The organism is Flavobacterium cheonhonense, from assembly GCF_035671315.1.
In the GTDB taxonomy this organism is placed as follows: domain Bacteria; phylum Bacteroidota; class Bacteroidia; order Flavobacteriales; family Flavobacteriaceae; genus Flavobacterium; species Flavobacterium cheonhonense.
This window is the reverse complement of the sequence record NZ_JAXAVY010000002.1, coordinates 91626-115906: the sequence shown is the minus strand read 5'-3', so window position 1 is coordinate 115906 and position 24281 is coordinate 91626. Positions and strand designations below refer to the sequence as shown.

At 40.1% G+C, this 24281-nt stretch carries 23 protein-coding genes; 19 read left to right on the top strand and 4 right to left on the bottom strand.

Annotation, left to right across the window (positions count from 1 at the left end):
- Window positions 1-26: 26 nt before the first annotated feature.
- A complete protein-coding gene (locus SK086_RS06385) occupies window positions 27-1148 on the bottom strand; it encodes a cysteine desulfurase family protein (protein ID WP_324690522.1) in 1122 nt (373 codons plus the stop codon).
- A 92-nt stretch (window positions 1149-1240) separates the two neighbouring features.
- Between SK086_RS06385 and SK086_RS06380 the strand changes: the two genes are divergently transcribed.
- The 18 genes from SK086_RS06380 (at window position 1241) to SK086_RS06295 (ending at window position 19107) form a co-directional block, all read left to right on the top strand.
- A complete protein-coding gene (locus tag SK086_RS06380; protein WP_290872010.1) occupies window positions 1241-2191 on the top strand; it encodes a hypothetical protein in 951 nt (316 codons plus the stop codon).
- A 61-nt stretch (window positions 2192-2252) separates the two neighbouring features.
- Window positions 2253-3845, top strand: coding sequence for a bacillithiol biosynthesis cysteine-adding enzyme BshC (bshC, locus tag SK086_RS06375; protein ID WP_324690521.1), 1593 nt, complete (start codon window positions 2253-2255; stop codon window positions 3843-3845).
- A gap of 97 nt (window positions 3846-3942) precedes the next feature.
- Window positions 3943-4362, top strand: a complete 420-nt coding sequence (locus SK086_RS06370) for a nucleoside-diphosphate kinase (protein ID WP_290872016.1) — start codon at window positions 3943-3945, stop codon at window positions 4360-4362.
- Window positions 4363-4564: 202 nt separating this feature from the next.
- Window positions 4565-5647 (top strand): PAS domain-containing sensor histidine kinase, encoded by a 1083-nt coding sequence (locus SK086_RS06365; protein ID WP_324690520.1) that lies wholly within the window; start codon window positions 4565-4567, stop codon window positions 5645-5647.
- A 104-nt stretch (window positions 5648-5751) separates the two neighbouring features.
- Window positions 5752-6402: a DUF2238 domain-containing protein gene (locus SK086_RS06360; protein ID WP_324690519.1), complete on the top strand. Its 651-nt coding sequence runs from the start codon at window positions 5752-5754 to the stop codon at window positions 6400-6402.
- Entirely contained in the window at window positions 6389-7498 is a 1110-nt protein-coding gene (locus SK086_RS06355) for a hypothetical protein (protein ID WP_324690518.1), read from the top strand. Before SK086_RS06360 ends, SK086_RS06355 begins: the two co-directional genes overlap by 14 nt.
- A gap of 99 nt (window positions 7499-7597) precedes the next feature.
- On the top strand, window positions 7598-8203 hold the full coding sequence (locus SK086_RS06350; RefSeq protein WP_324690517.1) for a flavin reductase family protein: 606 nt from the start codon (window positions 7598-7600) through the stop codon (window positions 8201-8203).
- 50 nt (window positions 8204-8253) lie between these two features.
- Window positions 8254-10554, top strand: coding sequence for an oxidoreductase (locus SK086_RS06345; RefSeq protein WP_324690516.1), 2301 nt, complete (start codon window positions 8254-8256; stop codon window positions 10552-10554).
- Window positions 10555-10612: 58 nt separating this feature from the next.
- On the top strand, window positions 10613-10966 hold the full coding sequence (locus SK086_RS06340; protein ID WP_324690515.1) for a four helix bundle protein: 354 nt from the start codon (window positions 10613-10615) through the stop codon (window positions 10964-10966).
- 19 nt (window positions 10967-10985) lie between these two features.
- Entirely contained in the window at window positions 10986-12575 is a 1590-nt protein-coding gene (locus SK086_RS06335; protein WP_324690514.1) for an AMP-binding protein, read from the top strand.
- A gap of 130 nt (window positions 12576-12705) precedes the next feature.
- Window positions 12706-13128: an acyl-CoA thioesterase gene (locus tag SK086_RS06330; protein WP_324690513.1), complete on the top strand. Its 423-nt coding sequence runs from the start codon at window positions 12706-12708 to the stop codon at window positions 13126-13128.
- Window positions 13128-13928, top strand: a complete 801-nt coding sequence (locus SK086_RS06325; protein ID WP_324690512.1) for a hypothetical protein — start codon at window positions 13128-13130, stop codon at window positions 13926-13928. The genes SK086_RS06330 and SK086_RS06325 overlap by 1 nt, the downstream gene beginning before the upstream one ends.
- Before the next feature lie 2 nt (window positions 13929-13930).
- Window positions 13931-14911 carry a carbon-nitrogen hydrolase family protein gene (locus SK086_RS06320; RefSeq protein WP_324690511.1) on the top strand — a complete coding sequence of 327 codons (981 nt, stop codon included), beginning with the start codon at window positions 13931-13933 and terminating at the stop codon, window positions 14909-14911.
- Window positions 14892-16022 (top strand): cupin domain-containing protein, encoded by a 1131-nt coding sequence (locus SK086_RS06315; RefSeq protein ID WP_324690510.1) that lies wholly within the window; start codon window positions 14892-14894, stop codon window positions 16020-16022. Before SK086_RS06320 ends, SK086_RS06315 begins: the two co-directional genes overlap by 20 nt.
- Before the next feature lie 96 nt (window positions 16023-16118).
- Complete coding sequence (locus SK086_RS06310) at window positions 16119-17033, top strand: fumarylacetoacetate hydrolase family protein (protein WP_324690509.1); 915 nt, start codon at window positions 16119-16121, stop codon at window positions 17031-17033.
- Between the two features lie 4 nt (window positions 17034-17037).
- Complete coding sequence (locus SK086_RS06305) at window positions 17038-17664, top strand: class I SAM-dependent DNA methyltransferase (protein ID WP_324690508.1); 627 nt, start codon at window positions 17038-17040, stop codon at window positions 17662-17664.
- On the top strand, window positions 17661-18407 hold the full coding sequence (locus SK086_RS06300; protein WP_290872055.1) for a maleate cis-trans isomerase family protein: 747 nt from the start codon (window positions 17661-17663) through the stop codon (window positions 18405-18407). Before SK086_RS06305 ends, SK086_RS06300 begins: the two co-directional genes overlap by 4 nt.
- Before the next feature lie 289 nt (window positions 18408-18696).
- On the top strand, window positions 18697-19107 hold the full coding sequence (locus tag SK086_RS06295) for an OsmC family protein (protein ID WP_290872058.1): 411 nt from the start codon (window positions 18697-18699) through the stop codon (window positions 19105-19107).
- A 33-nt stretch (window positions 19108-19140) separates the two neighbouring features.
- Here SK086_RS06295 and SK086_RS06290 read toward each other — a convergent pair whose 3' ends face one another.
- Entirely contained in the window at window positions 19141-20241 is a 1101-nt protein-coding gene (locus SK086_RS06290; protein WP_324690507.1) for a VIT1/CCC1 transporter family protein, read from the bottom strand.
- Window positions 20242-20402: 161 nt separating this feature from the next.
- On the opposite strand from SK086_RS06290, the gene SK086_RS06285 reads away from it, so the two are divergent.
- On the top strand, window positions 20403-21431 hold the full coding sequence (locus tag SK086_RS06285; RefSeq protein ID WP_324690506.1) for a hypothetical protein: 1029 nt from the start codon (window positions 20403-20405) through the stop codon (window positions 21429-21431).
- Here the strand turns inward: SK086_RS06285 and SK086_RS06280 are convergent, their stop codons facing one another.
- On the bottom strand, window positions 21432-22781 hold the full coding sequence (locus SK086_RS06280; protein ID WP_324690505.1) for a M28 family peptidase: 1350 nt from the start codon (window positions 22779-22781) through the stop codon (window positions 21432-21434).
- A 149-nt stretch (window positions 22782-22930) separates the two neighbouring features.
- On the bottom strand, window positions 22931-24166 hold the full coding sequence (locus tag SK086_RS06275) for an aminotransferase class I/II-fold pyridoxal phosphate-dependent enzyme (RefSeq protein WP_324690503.1): 1236 nt from the start codon (window positions 24164-24166) through the stop codon (window positions 22931-22933).
- Window positions 24167-24281: the final 115 nt, after the last annotated feature.

Here is a 24281-nt window from a genome sequence, read left to right as displayed (position 1 = left end):
TCAAATATAACAAATCAAACCGGAAGTTAAACTTCCTGTAAAGCTTTAATTAAATAATCGATGTCTGCTGTAGTATTGTAGTGACTGAAAGAAATACGCAAACTCGGTTTAGCCAAATCGGCATCCGAAAGCATTTCAGCCAAAACGTGAGACGGTTTGATACTGCCACTCTGACAAGCACTACCACGAGAAACCGCAATCCCTTTCATATCCAAATTGAATAAAATCATCGCTGTTTTTTCAGGCGAAAAAGGCAAAGCTACGTTTAAGATGTTGTAAAAAGTATTACTACCGTTAGGCTTTACATCGGGAAAAGCCGCTTGCAATTGGCTTAAGCAATAAGTTTTTAAATCAGTGATATAGCGGGTTTCTTCTTCTAAATGTTCATGCGCCAATTCCAACGCTTTCGCCATTCCTGCTATTTGGTGTACAGCTTCGGTACCGGCACGCCAGCCTTTTTCTTGCTCGCCGCCGAAAAGCAACGGTTGCAAAACCAAACTCTTGCGTACAAATGCAAAACCAATGCCTTTAGGTCCGTGGAACTTGTGTGCACTTGACACTAAAAAGTCAATCGGAACTTGTTGTAAATCGATTATCGTTTTTCCAACGGATTGTACTGTATCACAATGAAATAAAGCATGATGCTGTTGGCAAAGCGCGGCTATTCGAACCATATCGCTCATAACACCGGTTTCATTATTCACATGCAACAGCGATACCAAAGTTTTAACTCCATCTTGTAACAGCTCTTGCAATTGCGCATAGTCTAAACTACCATCGGGATTAACATTGAGGTAGTCGACTGCAATGCCGAATTCATCTTGTAGGGCTTTCACCGTGTACAATGTAGCGTGATGTTCCACCTTAGAAGTGATGATTCGTTTTACACCAAAATCCTTCACAGCACTTCTCAAAATCCAATTGGTAGCTTCGGTAGCACTGGAAGTAAAAACAATTTCAGGTGCCGCACAATGCAATAGCTTAGCAATGGTTTTGCGCGAAGTTTCTAAAACAGCTTTAGCACTTCGGCCGGCACTGTGTGTAGAAGAAGGATTACCAAAATCGGTTTGCATGACACGCACCATTTCATCTATCACTTCCTGACGAATGGGCGTAGTAGCGGCGTTGTCGAGATATACTTTTTGCATGGTGCAAATATATAAAACGACTATCCTAATTAAATGATAAAAGATACATTTTGTAGGGTAAAAAAGTTATTTTTGCTAAAAATTTTCTATCCATGAAACGACTCTTAGGGATATTGACAGCCTTACTTTTAATCACCGCTTGCGATGATGGCGATTTAACCGTAGACACTATTGATTTTAGCGAAGTTAACGCGCAAAAGTGTAGCAGCAAAGACGTTATTTACAAAGTTAAAGACAGCGAAATGCTGATTTTAGCCATACCGGCCAGTAATTTTGCCAACGATGAAACCCCTGAAGGCGATCCTATTGAAGTTAACATCAGTTCTTCTGTAGAAGTCATTTACCGCCAATACAATGGTGACGCCAGTGCCGACAACATCTGCCCTACCGTACCTTCTGCAACCCCTAATTTATTAGAAGAATGGAATGCCGTTGCCGGAACGGTTCAAATTACGACTACCGCTGTTAAAACCGTAAATGCTACTACCGGTATTACACAAATTACCGGTTACAAACACTTTATTGTTTTTAAAGACATTACGTTCCAAAAACCAAACGGTACGCAAGTATACGAAACTTACACCTTTGGAAATTACACGACTACTGTTTCGCCTTTGGCTTTTGGTTTTGATGAAGAAGCCGAAAAAAGCACCTGCGACAACCGAATTTTTAACTTTAGCGGTGGTGAATCTTTTGTATTGGATTTGGCTGATTACAGCACGCTATTACAAAACGAAGTTACCACTACGCCCAGAACAGCCTTAATTAGTGCGACCAACAAAGCAACTTACCGTTTGTTTAGCGGTCCGGTTAACGATGCTTATTTTTGTGCCGCTACTACTCCAACCACACCTACTCTTGCTCAAGAATGGACAGCTAACGATGGTGTAACCGATGTAAGCGGTATTATTGAAGTCAGCACTACTACTTTCGGTAGCGGATTTCAACATACCATTCGTTTGAAAAAGGTCACTATGAGCAGAGGGAATACGAGCTTTTATTTGGGAGATGACTACCTTTACGGTTCGGTAATCACTCCTTAACTGAACGTTAAACCTTTTTATCTCAAAAACGGATTACTGTACCTTTACCAAAAAATAACACATGCCAACCGACTGTATCAGCTATCAAAAATCAGGATATTTCTCTAAACTCATCGTTGATTATTTAGAGCAAAAGCCCGAATTGAAAGCGTTATACAACAGGTTTCCGACACTGGAAAACTTTCGGTTACAAATAGCGGAAAAAGAGCTGGAATACAATAACAATGCTAACAGAAATACTTTAGTTCATTCTTTAGAACAACAGTACCAAGGCTTTGTAATTTCGGAAGTTACCCAAAATAACCTCAAACTTTTATCCGATACTAAAACCTTTACGGTCACTACCGGACACCAACTGAATTTGTTCAGCGGTCCTTTGTACTTTTTGTACAAAATTGTGTCCACCATCAACCTTTGCAAGGAACTGAAACAAGCTTATCCTGATTATAATTTTGTACCGATTTACTGGATGGCAACGGAAGATCACGATTTTGCCGAAATCAATTATTTTCACTTCAAGCACGCCAAAATGCAATGGCTTCGAGAAAGTAACGGACCGGTTGGCCGTTTGTCCACTGCTGGTTTAGAGGAAGTTTATGAAGTTTTTGCCCAAGAGCTTGGTTTAGGTGATAATGCAAACTATTTAAAATCGTTGTTTGAGGAAAGCTATTTAAAGCATTCCAATTTAGCCGATGCCACCCGATATTTAGCCAATGAATTGTTCGGGAACCAAGGCTTGGTAATCATAGATGGTGATGATAAAGCTTTAAAGCAACTTTTTGTGCCTTACGTTAAGCAAGAGTTACTACAGCAAACGGCTTTTGAAAAAGTCAACCAAACCAACGAAATTCTGAAAGATTACACCATACAGGTTAATCCACGTGAGATTAATTTGTTTTACATAGAAGACAACCTCCGTGAACGCATCGTTTTGGAAGACGGACTTTACAAAGTAAACCAAACCAACTTGGTTTTTACACAAGAGGAAATCTTGGCTTTAGTCGATTCAAATCCGGAAAAATTCAGCCCGAACGTTATATTACGCCCGCTATACCAAGAAGTCATTTTACCCAATTTGTGTTATATAGGTGGCGGCGGTGAAATTGCGTATTGGTTGCAATTAAAAACTAACTTCGAAGCAAATAAAATTAGTTTCCCTGTACTTTTGGTCCGTAACTCTGCCCTATTGGCTACAGAGAAACAATGGCATAAAGCCGATAAGTTAGGATTGTCATGGGCTGATTTATTTAGTAATCAGCAAGAATTATTCAATCGAAAAACCCAAGAATTCTCGCAGTTCAACTTAGATTTTACCGCGCAAAAGGAATATTTAAAACAACAATTCGCCGATTTACACCAAATAGCATTGCAAACCGACAGCTCTTTTGGTAAGGCTGTAAAAGCTCAGGAAGTAAAACAACTCAAAGGATTGGATAACTTAGAAAAACGTTTACTCAAAGCCGAAAAACGACAACATGCTGATGCCTTAGAGCGTATCATCCAACTACAAAACGAGCTCTTCCCCAATCAATCTTTACAGGAAAGACGCAATAATTTCTCGGAGTTTTACCTTGAATTCGGTCATGAATTCATCGATAAACTGCATGACAACCTAAAACCGTTAGCGTCAAACTTCACAATTTTAGTTTTATAAAATGTTTACTTGCAAATAGCTTAAAAAACGCTACTTTTGCACGCGAAAAAGGCAAAGTGCCCAATACAGAAGTAAATTTAAATTCATTTATATCAAAATGGCAACAAACAGAACTTTTACCATGATTAAACCGGATGCTGTAGAAAAAGGACACATCGGTGGTATTTTAAATATGATTACTGAAGGTGGTTTCAGAATTGTAGCAATGAAATTAACACAATTGACAGTAGCTGATGCTCAAAAATTCTATGCAGTACACTCGGAAAGACCTTTCTTTGGTGAGTTAGTAGAGTTTATGACTCGCGGACCAATTGTAGCAGCTATCTTAGAAAAAGACAATGCTGTGGAAGATTTCAGAACTTTAATTGGTGCTACTAACCCGGCTGAAGCTGCAGAAGGAACTATCCGTAAAAAATACGCTACTTCTATCGGTGAAAACGCAGTTCACGGTTCAGACTCTGATGAGAATGCCGCTATCGAAGGTGCTTTCCACTTTGCAGGAAGAGAGCAATTTTAATATGACATAAGAGTTCAAAATTCTTGCACTCAACATATAAAAATCCCGTTTCAAAATGAAGCGGGATTTTTTTATGACAAAAACGGCGCATAACCCAAAAGTCAAAACAATTTCAGCCGCCTAAATTCAGTGAGATTTTTTTTATATTTAGCCTTGCAACAAAAAAACAATTGGTTATCTTTACTAATCTGATTTCTCACCAATGAAAGATAAAAAAGCCCTATCTCATCAATACTGGACTGAAGTTTTTTTTGATATTTCTGCTGATTTGTTCTTTATAGCCGGCTACGATGGTTACTTTAAAAAAGTCAATCCATCGGTTTGTAAACTCTTAGGCTATACTGAAGAAGAACTGCTGTCACAACCTATCAACAGCTTTATATATCCGGACGATTTAGAAAGAACCAACCAAATGCGCGCTTTAGTCAAAAATGGCGAGCCTTTGTTGGATTTTGAAAATAGGTACTTAACCAAAAATGGTGATACTGTTTGGTTAGCGTGGACTTCTATGCCACACTTTGAACACGGTTTGGTGTATGCTATTGCTAAAGATGTAACCTATCGTAAAAAAATTGAAGAAGAGCGTAATAAACTGCTCACCAATCTCAAAAAAATCAATCAGGATTTAAAAAAGATTACATATACCGCTTCTCACGATTTGCGCTCTCCTGTAAACAATTTGCTCTCGGTGTTTGAATTGCTCGACGTGAGTAAAATTGACGACTCAGAAACACTGGAACTCATTGAGATTCTGAAAATCACCTCCAATAGTTTAAAAGAAACCTTAAACAGCTATGTAGATAATATTGGCCACCAAGACCATTTACACATTATGGTTGAAGAGCTATCACTTAGCCAAACGGTTCAAAAGGTATTGCAATCTGTTCAATCACAAATCAACGAAGCTAAAGTTACCGTAAACCTCAACTTTGAGGCTTTCGATGCTGTATCATACAATAGGGTTTACCTGGAAAGTATTTTTATCAATCTTATTACCAATGCCATCAAATACCGACAACCCGGTATAATACCGGTTATTGCGATTAGCACCCGAATAAAGCATGGTGTACGCCAATTGGTAGTGTCCGACAATGGTTGTGGATTCGATATAGACAAAGTAAAAAATAAGATTTTCGGGCTTCATCAAACATTTCACGAACACAAAGACAGTCACGGTATCGGTCTGTATTTAGTGTACAATCACGTGATGGATATGGGTGGACAGATAGAGGTAAATAGTGAAATTGGAAAAGGAACCAATTTTGTTATCAGCTTTAAAGCTTAATCCTAAGAATATATATATTTTGATGGCATAACTAGAGGAAAGCAATCTTTGCTCCATATTCCGTAAAATATTTTCTCTATATTCGTTTTTTTAAACTCTTGCTTATGCCTTTTACCTTAGCCATCTCACCCAACCGTATTCCTTTCAAACATAATCCTTGGCTATGGATTTTCCTTACGAGTTTTACAGTTCTATGGATTAGTACTTTGATAGGCACCAACGACCTCAATAATTGGCTCTTAGAAAATACCTTGACCGCACTTTTCTTTTTGTTTTTGATAGTGAGTTATAAAAAATACCAATTCAGCGACCTCTCTTATTTACTAATTACTGTGTATTTATGCCTGCACGTTTATGGTGCTAAATATACTTATGCCGAAAACCCTTTTGGCTATTGGCTTAAAGACTATATGGGATGGGAACGCAATCATTACGACAGAATAGTCCACTTTAGCTTTGGCTTTTTACTGGCTTACCCTATGAGGGAATTGTTTTTAAAATGGGTTAAATACCCAAACTTGGTGGCTTGGGTGTTACCGATAGAAATTACTTTATCAGTAAGCGGTTTTTACGAGTTGATAGAATGGGCTGTGGCCGACATCTTTTTCCCATCTCAAGGCGATGCTTATTTGGGAACTCAAGGCGATATTTGGGATGCACAAAAAGATATATTTTTGGCATTTTTAGGAGCCATATTGGCCACCACTATTGTTAGTCTCATCAAAAAAATATTCAAATTAAATGAGGTTAAATAAGACAATAGCTTGTGCAACGCTGTTAACACAACTCGTTTTCGGACAGAACAATACCACCACCATTCGCAACTTGGAACCGGTTTCAGAAGAATACACCTTTCCCGAAATACAAACAGCTCCCAAAACCAAAATAGGTGAAAAAATAAACATCTTTTTGCAATTACACTATTTACAGCACTTACCGGGTGTTTTTAAGAAAACTCCTTTTGAGAAAGTCTCCTACAACAGTCCTGAAAATCAAGGTGGCACCTATCTGTTTTACGGATGGACGAAAGAAGATACACCTCCTAACGTATTAAGCCTAACCATGAGCACCGAGTTTAGTGGTGCCTATATTGAAGGCTATGAGACCCACGAAAATTATGACCTCCGTACCGGAAATTATCTTTTAGTAACCGATATCATTCGGCCCGAAAAGCATACTTTACTGGCCCAGCAAGTGAATACTATGGTAAAAAAAGAAATCACTGCTTTTCTTTCAGAGACAAAAAAGAACTTAGCGGAAATAGATAGTATATCCCAACGCGAGTTGTTCGATCGCTACCAAGAACAAATTGAATTATACGAAAACTGCTTGTCCGACTATACCGAATACCAATTGGGTGATTTTGATTACTATTTCACCAAAAACCAACTACACCTGTTAAGAGGTCGCTGTTCAAGTCATGTGAATCGAGCTGTTGATGATTTATACCAATTTGATCTGCCGTTTTCTTACGCCGATTTGCTTCCTTTACTTTCTGATTACGGCAAGAACGTGCTATACGATACTCCTATCAAAAATTACAACAGTGCTCAGCCTATCGGGAAAATGTTTAAAGGAAAAATTGGCAACAATGCCGTCACATTTGTGTTGCCAAACATCAATTACGACAATTCCTTAACCATTACCTATTGGTACGACAAATACAAAAAACCTATTGAATGTCACGGTACTTTTAAAGACAATCACTTTTATTTCAGGGAACAAAGTGCTGATGACTTTTCAGGTTTAATAGGTGTGATTGAGGCCAAATGGGAAAACGGAACCATAAAAGGCGTTTGGATTAATCACAAAACCAAGAAAGAATACCCGATAGTACTAATGACCTATTAAGATTTTTTTTGAAGTATTGATAACTTTTGACTTCAGAAATTATACAACTGTCAAAAAAATAAAAAAAATAGCTTTAATTTGTAGTAAACAAACAACACTATGCTATTTGACCCTAACCTGCTGGATTCTTCAGCAGTTTATAAATTAATGACAGGTGCTATCATTCCCAGACCTATCGGATGGATAGCAACCGTAAGCGAAGACGGCATCAACAACCTCGCACCATTTTCCTATTTCAATGCTGCCGGAGAAGATCCGCCGCACATCATGTTTTCCGTAAACAGAGCCAATCACTCCAATAAAGACACCTTAAACAACATACTCGCTAACGGTCAATTTGTGGTAAACATGGTCACCGAAAACACGGTGGAACAAATGAACACTACAGCGCAATCGGTTCCGGCTGAAGTAGACGAATTTATCTTGGCCGGTGTTACGCCTATTCCATCCGTAAAAATAAAACCGATGCGCGTAGCCGAAAGTCCGGTACAATTGGAATGCGAACTGGTCCATCATTACTTTCTCGAAGATCATAAAAACGGCGGCTCCTGTATCGTCATCGGTCGCATTGTGATGATGCATTTTGACGACGCCGTGTTATTAGACAATTACAAAATCAATTTAGAAACGTATAAACCGGTGGCAAGATTAGCCGGTTCCAATTATGCCAAATTAGGAGAATTATTCTCCATCAAACGAGGCTAAATTAAAAGACTCAGTTACTCAGTTACTCAGTCACTAAGAAACTTAAAAAAATGAAAATAGCAGTTATAGGCGGTGGTCCGGGCGGACTCTACTTCTCCATCCTAACCAAAAAAGCAATACCGCATTGCCAAATTGATATCTACGAACGCAACAAACCCGACGACAGTTTCGGATTTGGCGTAGTTTTCTCCGATGAAACTTTGGGAGAATTCCTTAAACGCGATATGCAGTCGTATGAATTAATTCGAAGTCAATTTGCCTATTGGGACGACATCATCGTGGCTCGAGACGGTCAAGAAGTCAGCATAGCCGGTAACGGTTTTTGTGGTTGTTCCCGAAAAACATTGCTTAAATTATTGCACCAACGTTGTCGAGAAGAAGGAGTTAACCTGCATTTCGAACAAAATATAGATGACATTAGTCAGTACCAAGACGCCGATATTATTTTGGCTTCCGACGGAATTAGCAGCGGCATCCGAACACTATATGAAAAGGAATTCGGCACCAAAATATCGCTCAAGAAAAACCGCTTTGTATGGCTAGGCTCGACCAAACCCTTGGATGCCTTTACCTATTTCTTCCGAAGTACGCCTCACGGCACTATCGTTGCCCACACCTACCAATACGAAGCCGGTATGAGCACTTGGATTTTTGAGTGCAGCGACGAAACCTGGCAAAAACTCGGTTTTGAAGTCACCAATGAAACCGATACCATAGCCAAAATCTCAGAAATATTCGCAGCAGAACTCGACGGTCATCCACTCATTTCCAACAAATCACATTGGCGTCAATTTCCGCATGTAACCAATGAAAAGTGGTATCACAACAACATCGTGTTACTAGGCGATGCCAAAGCCACAGCACATTATTCAATCGGTTCGGGAACTAAACTGGCGATGGATTGCGCCATTGGTTTATCCGATGCTGTAATTGCCCATCCGAATAACGTGCAAGCCGCTTTCGAGCAATACGATAAAACCCGTCGCAATACGGTAGAAATGATACAATATGCTGCTCTGGTTTCTCTCGATTGGTTTGAACACATGGACCGACACATGCAGCATCCGTTTTACCAATTCGCTTTCGGTTGCATGACGCGTTCTAAAAAAGTCACTTTTGAAAATTTAAGATTACGCGATAAATCGTTTACGGATAAAGTAATGACAGAATTTCATCAGAACGCTGTCATCCCGAGCGCAGTCGAGGGACCGGCTGCTTTCACCCAATTCAAACTACGTGATTTAGAATTGCAAAACCGCATCGTCATGTCGGCTATGGGACAATATGCTGCTACAGAAGGTAAAGTATCCGATTGGCATTTGGTGCATTACGGCAGCAGAGCCACCGGTGGTGTTGGACTAATCATAACCGAAATGACAGCGGTCTCCAAAACCGGACGAATCACTTTAGGTTGTGCCGGAATTTATACTCAGGAACAGTTAGTTGACTGGAGAAAGATAACCGATTTTATCCATCACAACACGCCAACTAAAATCGGAATTCAATTAGGACATTCCGGTCGAAAAGGCGCTGTAAAAAAACCGTGGGATGGCAATAATGAACCTATCGATTTACCATGGGATTTGCTGTCTGCCTCGCCGATTCCTTTCCATGAAAAAATGCCGATTCCCAAAGAGATGTCTTTGGAAGACATGGATTTGATCAGCGAACAATTTGTACAAGCTACCAAAAATGCTGACCAAGCCGGATTTGATTTAATAGAATTACAAGCGCATCACGGCTTCTTATTGGCTTCGTTCCTATCGCCCTTAACCAACATCCGAACCGACGAATTCGGCGGTAGTGCCGAAAACCGCTTGAAGTTTCCCATCCATGTGTTTACTGAAATGCGAAAAGTATTCCCGACACACAAACCCATGTCGGTGAGAATCTCCGCTTCCGATTGGGCCGAAAACGGAATCACTGAAGAAGAAGTGATCACTATAGCAACAGCCTTTAAAAATGCCGGAGCCGATATCATCAACGTTTCCACCGGCAATACCGTAGCGCATCAAAAACCGCAAGTCGGCAGAATGTGGCAAACACCGTTCTCCGACGCCGTTAAAAATACTGTTGACATCCCAACCATCACAGCAGGTTATATCCAGGATATAGATCAAATCAACACCATATTACTCAACGGTAGAGCTGATTTAGTGGCGCTGGGCCGACCGTTATTAGCCGACGCCAATTTTGTGAGAAATGCGCAAGCCTACGAACAATTCGAAGCCACAGACATTCCCAATTCCTATAAAGCCGGAAGTTCTCATCTCTATCCGCTAAAAGCCGCCGAGAGAAAACAAACCGAAAGCATGAAGAAAGCCTTAAAACCAAAGAGTAATAAAATTTAATTACGAATTATGAATTACGAATTATGACGAAACAGTATGAAACGAAGCGAGGGAAATTATGAAGAAAGATAATATTATTCAAAATAAGAGTTATGCCTTTGCTGTTAAAATTATAAAAACGTATCAGCATTTGTGTACCACTCAGAAAGAATTCGTACTAAGCAAACAACTTTTACGTTGTGGTACTTCGATTGGCGCCAACATTGAAGAAGCTATTGGCGGACAATCGGATAAAGATTTTTATGCAAAACTTACTATAGCATACAAAGAAGCAAGAGAAACACATTATTGGATTAGATTAATGAAAGATACTGATTACCTTTCACAAGAAGAAGCTAACTATTTATTAAAAGATACTGAGGAATTACTGAAGATAATTGGTTCTATCCAAAAAACACTTCGTAATTCATAATTCGTAATTCATAATTCTCATGACACACTACGAAGATAATTTTGCACACAACCATCTCCCAAGCGCCGACTTACAACCGGACTATGTGTTCTTAGACTTACCACAATTCCATCAACCTGAAATGCTCAATTGTGTTGATTTGCTTTTGGACAAACACATTCGTAATGGTCATGGTAACGCTCCTTGTCTTCGCACCTTTGAATACACTTGGACCTACAATGACTTGTACGAAAAAGCGAACCGAATAGCACATGTTTTGGTGGAGGATTTAGGATTGAAATCCGGTAATCGCGTTTTAATTCGCTCCGCCAACAACCCGATGATGGTAGCGGTATGGTTTGCCGTGTTAAAAGCCGGCGGTATCGTAGTAGCCACCATGCCTTTACTCAGAGCTAAAGAATTAACCACGATAATCGACTGTGCCGAAATCTCACACGCCATTTGCGATCACAGTTTGGCTGATGAAATGCACTTGGTCAAATCCGAGTTTCTACAATCGGTTTGCTTTTACGGCAATTCTCACTTGGAGGAATTAATGGCCAATAAACCCAAAACGTTTTTAAATTACCGTACCAAATCCAACAGCATCGCTTTAATCGGCTTTACTTCGGGAACCACAGGTTTACCTAAAATGACTTCGCACTTTCACAAAGATATAGTTAACATCTGCGAAGCCTTTCCGCAATATTCCTTACAACCAACAGCTGATGATATTTTTACCGGTAGTCCGCCACTCGGGTTTACGTTTGGTTTGGGCGGTTTGGTCTTATTTCCGCTCTATTTCGGAGCATCGACTTTTTTACTGGAAAAACCAACCCCTGATATGCTATTACAAGCCATTCAGGATTTTAAAATCACCATTTGCTTTACCGCTCCCACAGCTTGGCGCATCATCACGACCAAAGTCGGGGATTTCAATATTTCAAGCTTGCGTAAATGCGTATCTGCCGGAGAAACACTACCACTCAAAGTGTGGCAAGATTGGTACGATGTGACGGGGTTAAAAATCATCGACGGGATTGGCGCTACCGAAATGTTGCATATCTTTATCTCATCGAATACCGCAAACATGAAACCCGGAGCCACCGGCGTAGCCATCACCGGTTACGAAGCCAAAGTGGTAGATGCTGCCGGAAATGAAGTAGCAGCAAACGAACCGGGAAAACTCATGGTACGCGGCATCACCGGTTGTAAATATTTGAACCGAGAAGACAAACAACGTGAATACGTGCAAAACGGCTGGAATTTTACAGGCGACATCTTCCGAAAAGATGAAGATGGCTATTTTTGGTTTGTGGCACGTGGCGATGATATGATCATTTCTTCGGGCTATAACATTGCCGCAATTGAAGTCGAAAGCGTATTATTAACCCACGAAGAAATACTCGAATGCGCCGTAGTAGGATTACCCGATGAGGAACGAGGCATGCTGGTTTGTGCACACATAGTACTAAAAGATTCAGCTAAAGCTACCGATAACATGAAAAACCATATTCAACACTGGTTCAAAGAGGTAGCCGCGCCCTATAAATATCCGAGAGTAATTTATTTTACCGATACGCTGCCCAAAACAGAAACCGGAAAAATACAACGTTTTAAATTAAAATGATTAGGAGCTATTTCCCGCTATCCGCGCTACACGGTAGCTTGCTACTATCGGGGCTAAGCTTATCAGTAATGGGAAGTGATTAATTAAAAATCTGTGTAAATCTGTGTAATCAGTGGCAAAAAATAAAAATATGAACCAAACCTTTACCAAACCTGAAAAAATACGTTTCAAACACGTCGATTACGCCGGTATCGTTTTCTATCCGCGCTTTTTAGAAATGCTCAACGACTTGGTCGAAGATTGGTTTGAAGAAGCCTTAGACCGACCATTCTCCAAAATTCACGAGACTAACGGCATTCCAACCGTAGATTTAAAAGTACAATTCAAAAAAGCTGCCCGTATTGGAGAACTGTTAACCAAAAAACTTTGGGTCATCAAACTCGGCGGTGCTTCCGTAACTTGCGGTTTCCATTTCGAAGACGAACAAGGCAATACTTGTTTGGAAGGCGAAGTTACATTGGTTAACGTTGCTATCACCAACGGCAGAGACGCCATTAAAGCGGAAGCTTTTAATGAGGAAATGAAAGCATTGATTTCAAAATTTATTCTTTAATGAAAAAAGTGTTATTTATACTATTGCTGTTCTCTTCAATTAAAACAATTGGATGCAGTTCTTGTGGTGTAAGCACATTTTCTCAACAATTTATTAATGCAGATATTATTGCGAAAGTCAAAATAACAAAAATCCTGAAAGATTCTCCCGAATTTAGTGGAGATGGGGATTTTCAAGCAAATGCAGAAATAGTTACATTGTATAAAGGACAAAATAAAGCTAATAACATGACTGTTGGCAGTAATACTAATTCAACTTCTGGTTTATATTTACCTTTAAATTCAGAATGGATACTCTTTGCATATACAACTAACTCCATCAATCACTACTTCACTCATGGATGTTCAGGGTCTAAACAAATTGACAGGATATTTGACGAAAAATTTTATCCAAATTACAATCCTATCTACAAAAAATCAATTGATAACTTAACTAAACTTTTAACAAACCTAAAAGCCAACAATATTGAAATAAGCAATAAAGCCAATATTATAAACTCTTGTGGTTATGATAATTTCCTAAAAAATCAGAATAATATGGAAAGTGATAAAGAATATGCTTTCTATAAAGTAATTTTAAATTCTGAACTGAAAATAAAAAGTATAATAATCATAAGTGGTTTCAATGAAAAATTTGACATCGAATTCAAAAAAGAAATCATTGAAAACACGAATTGGGTTTCAGTTTACGGAAGCAAAAAAAAGATTCCTGAAGACACAGAATGGTTAATCATTATTAAGAAAAACGAACAACTTACCTACAACAATCTTAAATATACTAACATAACTTATGATCCATAATTATGATATTCCATAAATTCAAAGCCGCCACCGTACAAACAGCACCGGTTTTTCTCAATGTAGAAAAAACGATAGATAAGGTAATTTCCTTCGTCAAAGAAGCCAGCGATAATGGTGCGCAACTCATCGCTTTCCCCGAAGTATTCATTGCCGGTTATCCTTATTGGAACTGGATTATGACTCCGGTACAAGGCAGCAAATGGTACGAGCAATTGTATAAAAACTCGGTAGCCGTTACCGATGAAAGCATGCAACAGTTGTTCCAAGCCGCGAAAGAACACAACATGCACATCGTCATCGGAATCAACGAACGCGGCGACAGTTATGGCGAAATTTACAATACCAATCTCATCATTGACAATAAAGGAAATCTAATCGGTAAACACAGAAAGCTCGTGCCAACTTGGGCCGAAAAACTTACATGGACATCCGGTGATGGTTCTTCGCTAAAAGTGTATGATACCGAAGTTGGTCCAATTGGAACCTTGGCTTGTGGTGAAAACACCAATACTTTAGCACGATTCACTCTGCTTTCGCAAGGCGAATTGATTCACATTGCCAACTATATTTCGCTACCGGTTGCGCCACCTGATTATGATATGGCAGAAGCAATTAAGATTCGTGCAGCCGCACATTCGTTTGAAGGCAAATTATTTACCATCGTTTCGTGTTCTACCATTTCCCAAGAAATTAAAGACGCTTTGCGTGATGATGTGCCTAATGTAGACGAATTGTTATCCCGAAAAAGCTCCGCCTTCTCCGGATTTATCGGACCCAATGGTGCTGTGATTGGTACACCTTTGATTGACGATGAAGGCATTGTATATGCCGATATCAACTTAGAGAAATGCATCCAACCGAAACAAATGCACGACATTCTCGGACATTACAACCGATTTGACATCTTTGATTTAAGAGTCAATACCGCTCCAACCAGAAAGATTACCTTTGTAGATAACCACGATGAATTCAACCAAAAATAATATGGAAACCAACAACTTTTCAGACGACGTTATCGGGCGTGCCCGTGTAAAAGACACTCCTGAACTCGAAGCCTATTATAAAGAATTAGAAACCTTAGGAGCCGGAGCACTTTGGACAGTAGCCAACGATATTGAACCTTGGGAACCCCGAGCGAATTCGGTGCCTATGTTGTGGAAATACGACGACTTGCGCAGTTTAGTTTTAAAATCTTCCGAACTCGTAACGCCGGAACAAGCCGGAAGACGCGTAGTGTATTTGGTAAACGATAAAAGGAAAGACGTTTCTGCCGCTGTAGGTTGGTTGTACACCGGAATTCAGGTTACCCGTCCCGGCGAAAGTACTTCGGCACATCGCCACCGTGCCTCTGCCCTACGCTTTATCATGGAAGGTTCTAAAGGCTATACCGTAGTAGATGGGAATAAAATCATGCTGGAAGTCAACGATTTTGTCATCACACCCAATTCGGCTTGGCATGAACACGGTGTGGAACCCGACGGACAAACCTGTATTTGGCAAGACGGTTTGGATATTCCGTTAGTAAATGCTCTGGAAGCCAATGATTATGCCGTGTATGATGGGAAACAACCTTTAATCTCCGCCGTTAATCATTCACCTATGACATTTGGTGGTGCGGGTTTAATTCCGGCGGATCAAACTTGGGACAAACCTTATTCACCTTTGTTTAAATACTCTTGGAGTAAGGTATATCCAACCCTGTTGGATGTCGCCAAAGTCAATGAAATCAATCCTTTTGACGGATACTTAATGCAATACTCCAATCCGCTAACCGGCGGTCATGTGATGCAAACGATGGGTGCCGCCATGCAGTTGTTACCAGCCGGATTCCACGGCAAAGCCCACAAACATACCGGTTCTTTTGTATACCAATGTGCCAAAGGAAGCGGCTACACCATCATCAACGGACAACGCTTTGATTGGAAGGAACGCGATATTTTCTGCGTACCGAGTTGGGCTTGGCACGAACACCACAACGCTTCTGACTCAGAAGACGCGAGTTTATTTAACTTCAACGACTTGCCGGTAATTGAAGGCTTAGGCTTATTCCAAGGCAAAGAATACACCGAAAACAACGGGCATCAGAAAGTGTAATGACAATGTCAAAGGCAAAAATAAATACTAACTTAGAACATACAACAAACTAAAATCTCAGAACCTTAGCGCCTCAGCGCCTTAGTACCTTAAAAAATGAAACTACTCACTTACCAAACTGCCGACACCGAACCTCGTTTAGGATTCCTTCACAACAACCAAGTCATCGATATGGAAGACTTTGGCGAGATTTCGAATTTCCCGTTGCCTTCCGACATGTTGGACTTGATTGACATGGGCATTGAAATTATAGCCGAATTAAATGAAATGGTAGCCGAAACTCCGGAAAATTACTTCAAAGAAATTGCTTATAACTTAGAAGAAGTGACGCTTTTAGCGCCTATTCAAAAACCAAGAAAAAACATCATCGGTATCGGCTTAAACTATACCGAACACGTGGCGGAAAGTGCCCGAACTCTAGACACTACCGGAAAATTACCGCAAAAACCAATTATTTTTTCCAAACCGCCTACAACGGTTACAGGAACCAATACCGAGATCATTAAGAACACCAAACTGACTTCGCAATTGGATTGGGAAGTGGAATTGGCGGTCGTAATCGGTAAACACGGTAAGTATGTGCCCAAAGCAGATGCCTTGGATTATGTATTTGGTTATACGGTTATCAACGATATTTCCGCGCGGGATTGTCGTAGAGAAGGCCAATGGATTGTTTCCAAAGGACAAGATACTTTTGCGCCGATGGGACCAATTTTAGTGACCAAAGATGAAATTGAAAACCCGCACAACTTAAACTTGTCTTTAAAAGTTAACGGTATCGAAAAACAAAATTCCAATACAAAATTCATGCTGTTCAACATCAACGATTTGATTGAAGATTTGAGTATCGTATTTACTTTAGAACCGGGAGACATTATTGCAACAGGAACTCCTGCCGGTGTTGGTGCAGGACGCGATCCGCAAGAGTGGTTGCACCACGGTGATGTGGTAGAAGCTTCGGTGGAAGGCATAGGAACCATAAGTAATATTGTACGAGAAGTTAGCCTTTAATAAAATGGATCAAACGAAAATAGCGGTAGAAGTGTTCAACAAACTGGCCCATATTTATCAGGAACGGTTTATGGATGTTTCTATGTATTACGATTCATTTGACACCTTTTGCCAACACATTCCGAAAGCAAATGCCTCCTTATTGGAATTGGCTTGCGGACCGGGAAATATTACCCAATACCTGTTAACAAAACGCCCAGATTTAAACATACTCGGAACTGACTTAGCGCCCAATATGATTGAACTGGCTACAATTAACAACCCAAATGCTGAGTTTAAATTATTTGATTTAAGGGAAATAAAACAACTTAACCAAAAGTTTGATGCCGTAGTATGCGGATTTGGATTGCCTTATCTTTCCAAAAAAGAAGCTATCGAATTTATAGTGAATGCCGATTATTGTATACAAGATGGAGGTATTCTTTATCTTAGTACCATGGAAGACGACAACGAAAATTCCGGATTTCAAAAAGGAAGTACAGGTGATAAAGTTTTTATCAACTACCATCAAGCCGATTATCTGATTGAAACTCTGGAAAATTCCGGTTTCACCATCATTCATTTGGAGCGAAAAAAATACAGACACAACGAACAAGACACAACAGATTTAATAGTAATTGCAAAAAAATGAAATTTAGAATAGGACAAATAGTTCCCTCGTCGAATGTGACGATGGAAACCGAAATACCGGCCATTTTTAGGGCCAGAGAAAGCATACTACCGGAACGATTTACGTTTCACAGCAGTCGCATGCGAATGAAGAAAGTAACCAAAGAAGAACTCGAAGCTATGGATGCGATGAGTTTAAAATGTGCCCAAGAATTGTCGGACGCTCATGTTGATGTAATGGGGTATGCCTGTTTGGTAGCCATTATGAGCATGGGACGCGGTTATCATTGTGTTTCGGAAGTGAACTTGCATCAGGAGACAGTAGCCAATAACTTCCCAACACCCATTGTAACTTCGGCCGGAGCTTTAATTAATGGTCTGAAAGTATTAGGAGCCAAACAAATTTCAATCATTACGCCTTATATGCGCCCGCTGACCGACAAAGTGGTCGATTATATAGAACACCAAGGCATCAAAGTAAAAGAAAGTATAGCTTTGGAAATTCCGGATAATTTGGAAGTGGCCGCGCAAAACCCACTCAACTTATTGGAAATTTACAAACAACTCGACTTAACGGACGTGGATGTATTGGTAGCTTCAGCTTGTGTACAAATGCCTTCTTTGGAAGCCATCGATTTGATTCAGGCAGAATGCGGCATACCGGTAACTTCGGCAGCGGTTTGTACTACTTATGAGATGATGAAGAAGCTTGGTATTGAAACCAAATCAACCATAGGCGGAGAATTGCTCAACGGGAAGTATTAATGAATTGGCTTTTTATCATAGTACCCCTATTACCGTTCCTTGGCTATGGTATTGATGGTTATAATGAAAAAAATATCCCTAAGGCCATTTATACCGTTGGATTATTTTTCGTTTGGGCTACAGTTGCAGTGTCTTGTACTATGCTTTTCAGATTGTATTTTGTTTTTATCGTTCCATTTCTATTAATAGGGTTAGTCCTAACCAGTAAAAGCTTAGTCAAAAAAAAGTAAACTACAACTGTACAGAATTTTGTACCTTACAGTCATTAAAAATCACAACAATTTTAGGTATGAAAAGAAAAGCAACTGCCGTTTGGAACGGCTCAGGAAAAGACGGTAAAGGCCATTTGACTACGCAAAGCACCGTTTTAAATCAGACACAGTATTCCTTTGGTTCTCGTTTTGAAGAAGGCATCGGAACCAATCCCGAAGAGTTAGTCGGTGCCGCACATGCCGGCTGTTTCTCTATGAAACTAGCTTTCAATTTACAAGCGGCCGGATTTACCGCTACCGAATTGAAGACCGACGCGGAAATCGTTTTTGAAGACGGTTCTATAGTCGCTTCAAATTTAACCCTTACTGCTAAAGTAGAAGGAATTGACAACGCTAAATTTGACGAATTGGTCAAAGATGCAGAAGCCAATTGTCCGATTTCGAAATTACTCAACACTAAGATTAGTGTCAGCTATACACTGAATTAAAAAAGCAAAAAGGAGGTTGTGAACCTCCTTTTTTTATCCTGCTACCGAAACGCCTATCAATTTCCCGATGCCAAAAGTAATGGCTGCGGCCGCCAACCCAAAGACTACCTGTCGCATTCCTGAAAACCAAACACTTTTGCCGGTAAACAATGTAATGGCTGCGCCAATTAAAAACAAACCGGCCGCACTGAAAACCGTACTGATGATTACGGCTTGCATACCACCCCAAAAGAAAAACGGAAATACCGGTATAATAGCTCCAATGGCAAATAGAAAAAAGGACGTCAGCGCTGCTTCCATAGCCGAGCCTTTCAAATCCTCTGGGTTAATGCCTAATTCTTCCTTAATCAACAGCTCGTGAGCCTGACTTTTATTTTGCATCAACTCGGCCGCCATCGCTTTAGCTTGCACCTCCGGGATACCTTTAGCCATATAAATCAAAGCCAATTCTTGTTGTTCTCCTTCGGGATTGGTTTCTAACTCTTCCATTTCCAATTGCATCTGATTTTCGTATAATTCTTGAGAACTTTTTACCGAAATCCATTCGCCTAAAGCCATGGATAGTGCTCCGGCTAACAACCCGGCCATTCCGGCCAATAGTACTTCATCCTGACCACCGGTGGCGCCGGCTATTCCCATCACCAAACTGAAATTAGAAACCAAACCATCGTTACCACCTAAAACAGCAGCTCTTAGAGCATTGCCGCCAACTGAGCGATGGCGCTTTTCAAACCGGGCTAAATTGGCTCCCGATACATTGGAGCTACTGTTGAGGATATTTTTCAATATGGCAACATGCGCGGTATCTGATATTGACTCTTGGGTTTGGCTTTGCTTTCGGGCTTTAAGTATGGAAGAAGAAACGCTTTTTTCTGTATCCAATAAAACGCCTAAAATATAATCGTAACCAAAACATTTGCCAATCCAATGCAGTGCCTTAGCTCTTCCGGAAGGATTTGGTAAATGACTTTCATCCAAATTGTTTTTGGCTAAAAAAGCCAAGGCGTGACTGTGTTCTATAGCACTCATCTGCTTGAAAACAGCAGCTACATTGGGATCTTTTTCGTTTTCAGCTAAAATTTGATAGAGATAGCAAACATCTACTTCGGTTTGGATACTTTTAAGACTGACCATGGTTGATACAAATTAATGATTAAAGTTACAAAGAAAGTCAGTGCCGAAATCATTAAAGGCTCACAAACCTTAAACAAATAAATTCGGGTAAGAAAATCACACTAAAAATCGGCAGTGAGGATTTGTTTGGTATATTTGGTTTTTATGAATTGATATTAAGTATGAAGCAAGATAAACTCACCAAACAACTCGAACTGACGCACGAACAAACTTCGCCTTTGTTTCGAATTATGTTTACCCAAAATATAGAGGCACCAAACCTACGTCATTTTGAAAATAATATTTGTGCTTTCCATGTGGGAAAAGGGTATTTCTTGACTGTAGCACACAATTTAAAAACGGAAGCCAAAATATTCAAATCAATCGACACGGGAATTTTTGAACGTGATATACTGCCGTTTTTAAACCAACCGCAACGGCAATTATTTGACAACTGTTTTCAACTTAATTCCACTAACCAACGTTATTATTGGAAGAGTAACAATCCGAACGATTTTAATGCGATGATAGATACATTAAGACAAATCAACTTCGATACGCGTTGGGTGACTTTTTTAGAGAAGAAAATCTGCCAAACCCATTTGATAGTTCAATTCAAAGCGCCGTTGTTTTATCAAAACGCCAACTTGACCAATCATTTCAATTCCGATACAAATTTTGCCGAACCGGCCATTAACCGACATACATTTTTGATAGAAGTAGCGCTGGTTGAAGCGTTCTATGCTGATGACATCGCTTTGTATAAAATGGTAAACACACCTCAAGAAATTATTGATGCTATGCCGGCAGTAAAAGTCAATTTTGATATTTTACCCGATAGCCAAGACCATTTTTACGGCTTGCAAAGTTCGCCCACCAGTGAAGTGGGTAAACTATTGAACAAAGCCCAAATTGAAGGTTTTACCGAGCACTTTTCCATTTTCCCGGAACGCATTGGTGGTAATTATGTCTTGGAAGGATTGCGCTATTTAATCAAAGGCTATTTCCGATTTGGTTCATCGGGCGCACCTTATTTAGTGTATAATTCGGAGCTCAATGAATTTGAAGTCAACGCCATTCAAAGCGAAGCCTGCCCTATTCAATTGTCCATCAGCAATAAACGAGACGGCAATTTTCAGTATGTGAATGCCATCGCTACACCGCTGCAAAACATTAGGGAAAAATTGGAAACTTATTTAAATCAACCTTAATTACTTACCGGTACTTCGCATCACTGCTGACGGAAACACTACCACACTTTCTTGACCGTTTTGGTGCACACTGGTTACACCGAAATAGTAATTGTCAATCACAATTCCTTTGAGTTCAAAGTTATCGGTATTGCCAACAAAACGGCTAAATTCCCATTGCGGAGAAGTCGTCAAGCGCCAATAAATTTTATACCCTATCACCGAATCATCGGCAACTTTGTCCCATTTGAGTTTGGTATTGGGTTCTACCACACCACCGATGGTGACATTCTTCGGCTCGGGTGGCGACCAACCCAAACTTGCCAATACAATAGCATTGACAGCGGTTAGCTTTTTGGCGTATTCAAAATTGACGCCTTCTATCACGTCGCCGTATTTAATACCGTTTTCTACCCGGTTGTTTTGGTGTTGGCGGTTGTAATTTTCGTGGGCTTCCATAATGCGAACCCCGGCGTAACCCAAATCATTAAACGGACGGTGATGACCACCGCGACCAAAACGGTCCAAGCGATACACCATCATCGGATTCATTTCAGGCATATAGGTACTCACTGTTTTGTGAATGTAACGCGCCAGTTGACGGGAAACACCATCAACTTCGCCACCGTAAAATCGGCGTTGGTTGCGCTCCTTCTCGGTTTCAGTAACCGGAGTTGGTTCAGAAAAAATGCGGAAGGTTCGGTTATCAATTACACCGTCAACACCTTCGATATTGCCTATCATATCATTGTTTAAAACACCTATAATTTCCCAGTTGTTCTTTTTGGCATATTCGGCAAAACCTTTTCCTCCGAACAAGCCTTGCTCTTCGCCTGAAAGTCCGAGATAAACAATGCTGTTCTCAAATTGGTATTTTGACAAAACCCGCGCCGCTTCAATAGTTCCCGCCATACCCGAAGCATTGTCATTGGCACCCGGAGCATCATTAGTATAATCCATGGTATCAGAATTGCGACTGTCGATATCACCGGTCATGATGATGTAGCGATTGGGATATTTGGTGCCTTTTTGAACGGCGACTACATTGACCACATAGGCTTCTTTAGGCACGCGATTGCCGTCTTTAGGCGTAACCAAATCTTTTTGGTAAAAGACCTCCAAGCAATTGTTGCAGTTATTATCAATTTTATCAAACTCGGCTTTAATCCAACGTCTGGCGGCTCCTATACCTCGGGTTTTGGAAATAGTATCGCTAAACGTATTTCGGGTGCCGAAATTGGCTAGAGTGCGAATATCGTTCTCCAATCGTTGGGCGGAAACAGCATCGATAATTGAATACAATCGTATATCGGTTTGTGCGCTTAAATTGGATGTTATGAAGATTCCTAAAAGAAAAAACAACTTTTTCATGTTCACTGAAATTAGGTTAAAAGACTGTGAGGTTATGCTGAAAGCAGAACGATTCAAAGTCTATAAAATTATAAAATTGTTTCTATAAAATAAAAAATCCGCCGGTAATGGCATACCAACGGATTTCTACAACTAATTTATAATTAAAATCAGAAAACGTTCAATGCTGTCATACACTGTTTCATCATTTGGTAAGTACGTTCAATATCATTATCCAAACCGATAGAAAAACGAATCAGGCCATCGGTTAAGCCCATGGCTTTTTGTTCTTCCAGCGGAATTTCGCTCGAAGTAGAACTGCCGGGCGCACTGAACAGTGTTTTATAAAATCCTAAACTCACGGCCAAATAACCCAAGTTACGGTTTTGCATTAATTCCATCAACTCATTAGCCTTGTCTAAACTGCCCACATCTATAGTCATCATACCGCCGAAACCGTATTCGGGATTGATCATTTTGGCGTACAATTCGTGACTCGGGTGACTGGCTAATCCGGGATAAACGACTTTTAACCCATCGGCTTCGAATTTTTGTGCCAAATACATCGCATTGTGACTGTGCTGTTTCATGCGAATATGCAACGTGCGTAAGTTTTTCAAAATACTGGCCGCACGTAAACTATCCATCGTTGGTCCCAAAAGCATACTGGCACCATCGTTCACATTTTTCAAGTCGTTGATAAAATCCTGCGAAGCACAAACAACGCCGCCAACAGTATCACTACTACCATTGATAAACTTGGTCAAACTGTGAATAACGACATCGGCTCCTAATTTAGCCGGCGCAACCGACATTGGCGAAAAAGTATTATCTACTACCAATTTCAGATTATGCGTTTTGGCAATCACGGCCAGAGCTTCAATATCGGCGACTTCCAACAGTGGATTACTAACAGTTTCGCAATACAATACTTTGGTATTTTTTGTAATTGCAGCCACCACTTGTTCCAGATTAGTGATGTCTACAAATCGAGTATGGATGTTCCATTTGGGCAACATGTTTTTCATGAAAGCGTAGGTTCCACCATAAATGGTACGGCTGGAGACGATTTCGTCTCCGGCAGCACACAATTGGAGCAAAACAGGCGTAATCGCACCCATACCGGAAGCTGCCACATTAGCACTTTCGGTACCTTCCATAGCGGCCAAAGCTTGCCCCAGATACAAGTTCATAGGCGAAGAGTGACGCGAATACAAATAACAACCTTCGGCATTGCCTTCAAAGGTGTCAAACATGGTTTTAGCCGAAAGAAAGGTATAAGTTGAACTATCGGATATAGAAGGATTCACACCACCAAATTCGCCGAAGTATTGCAAATCCTGGATTTTATCGGCAGGATGGAAAGATTTCGGGTTGTAGGTTGTATGTTCTATGTTGTGGGTCATAAAGTTGATGTTTAATTTTATCCTTTACAAATTTGAATCAATACAGTTAAATTATCAATACAAATAAAAAAATACAGTTTTTAAAACTAAAAAAATAAATATTTATAGAAAATAA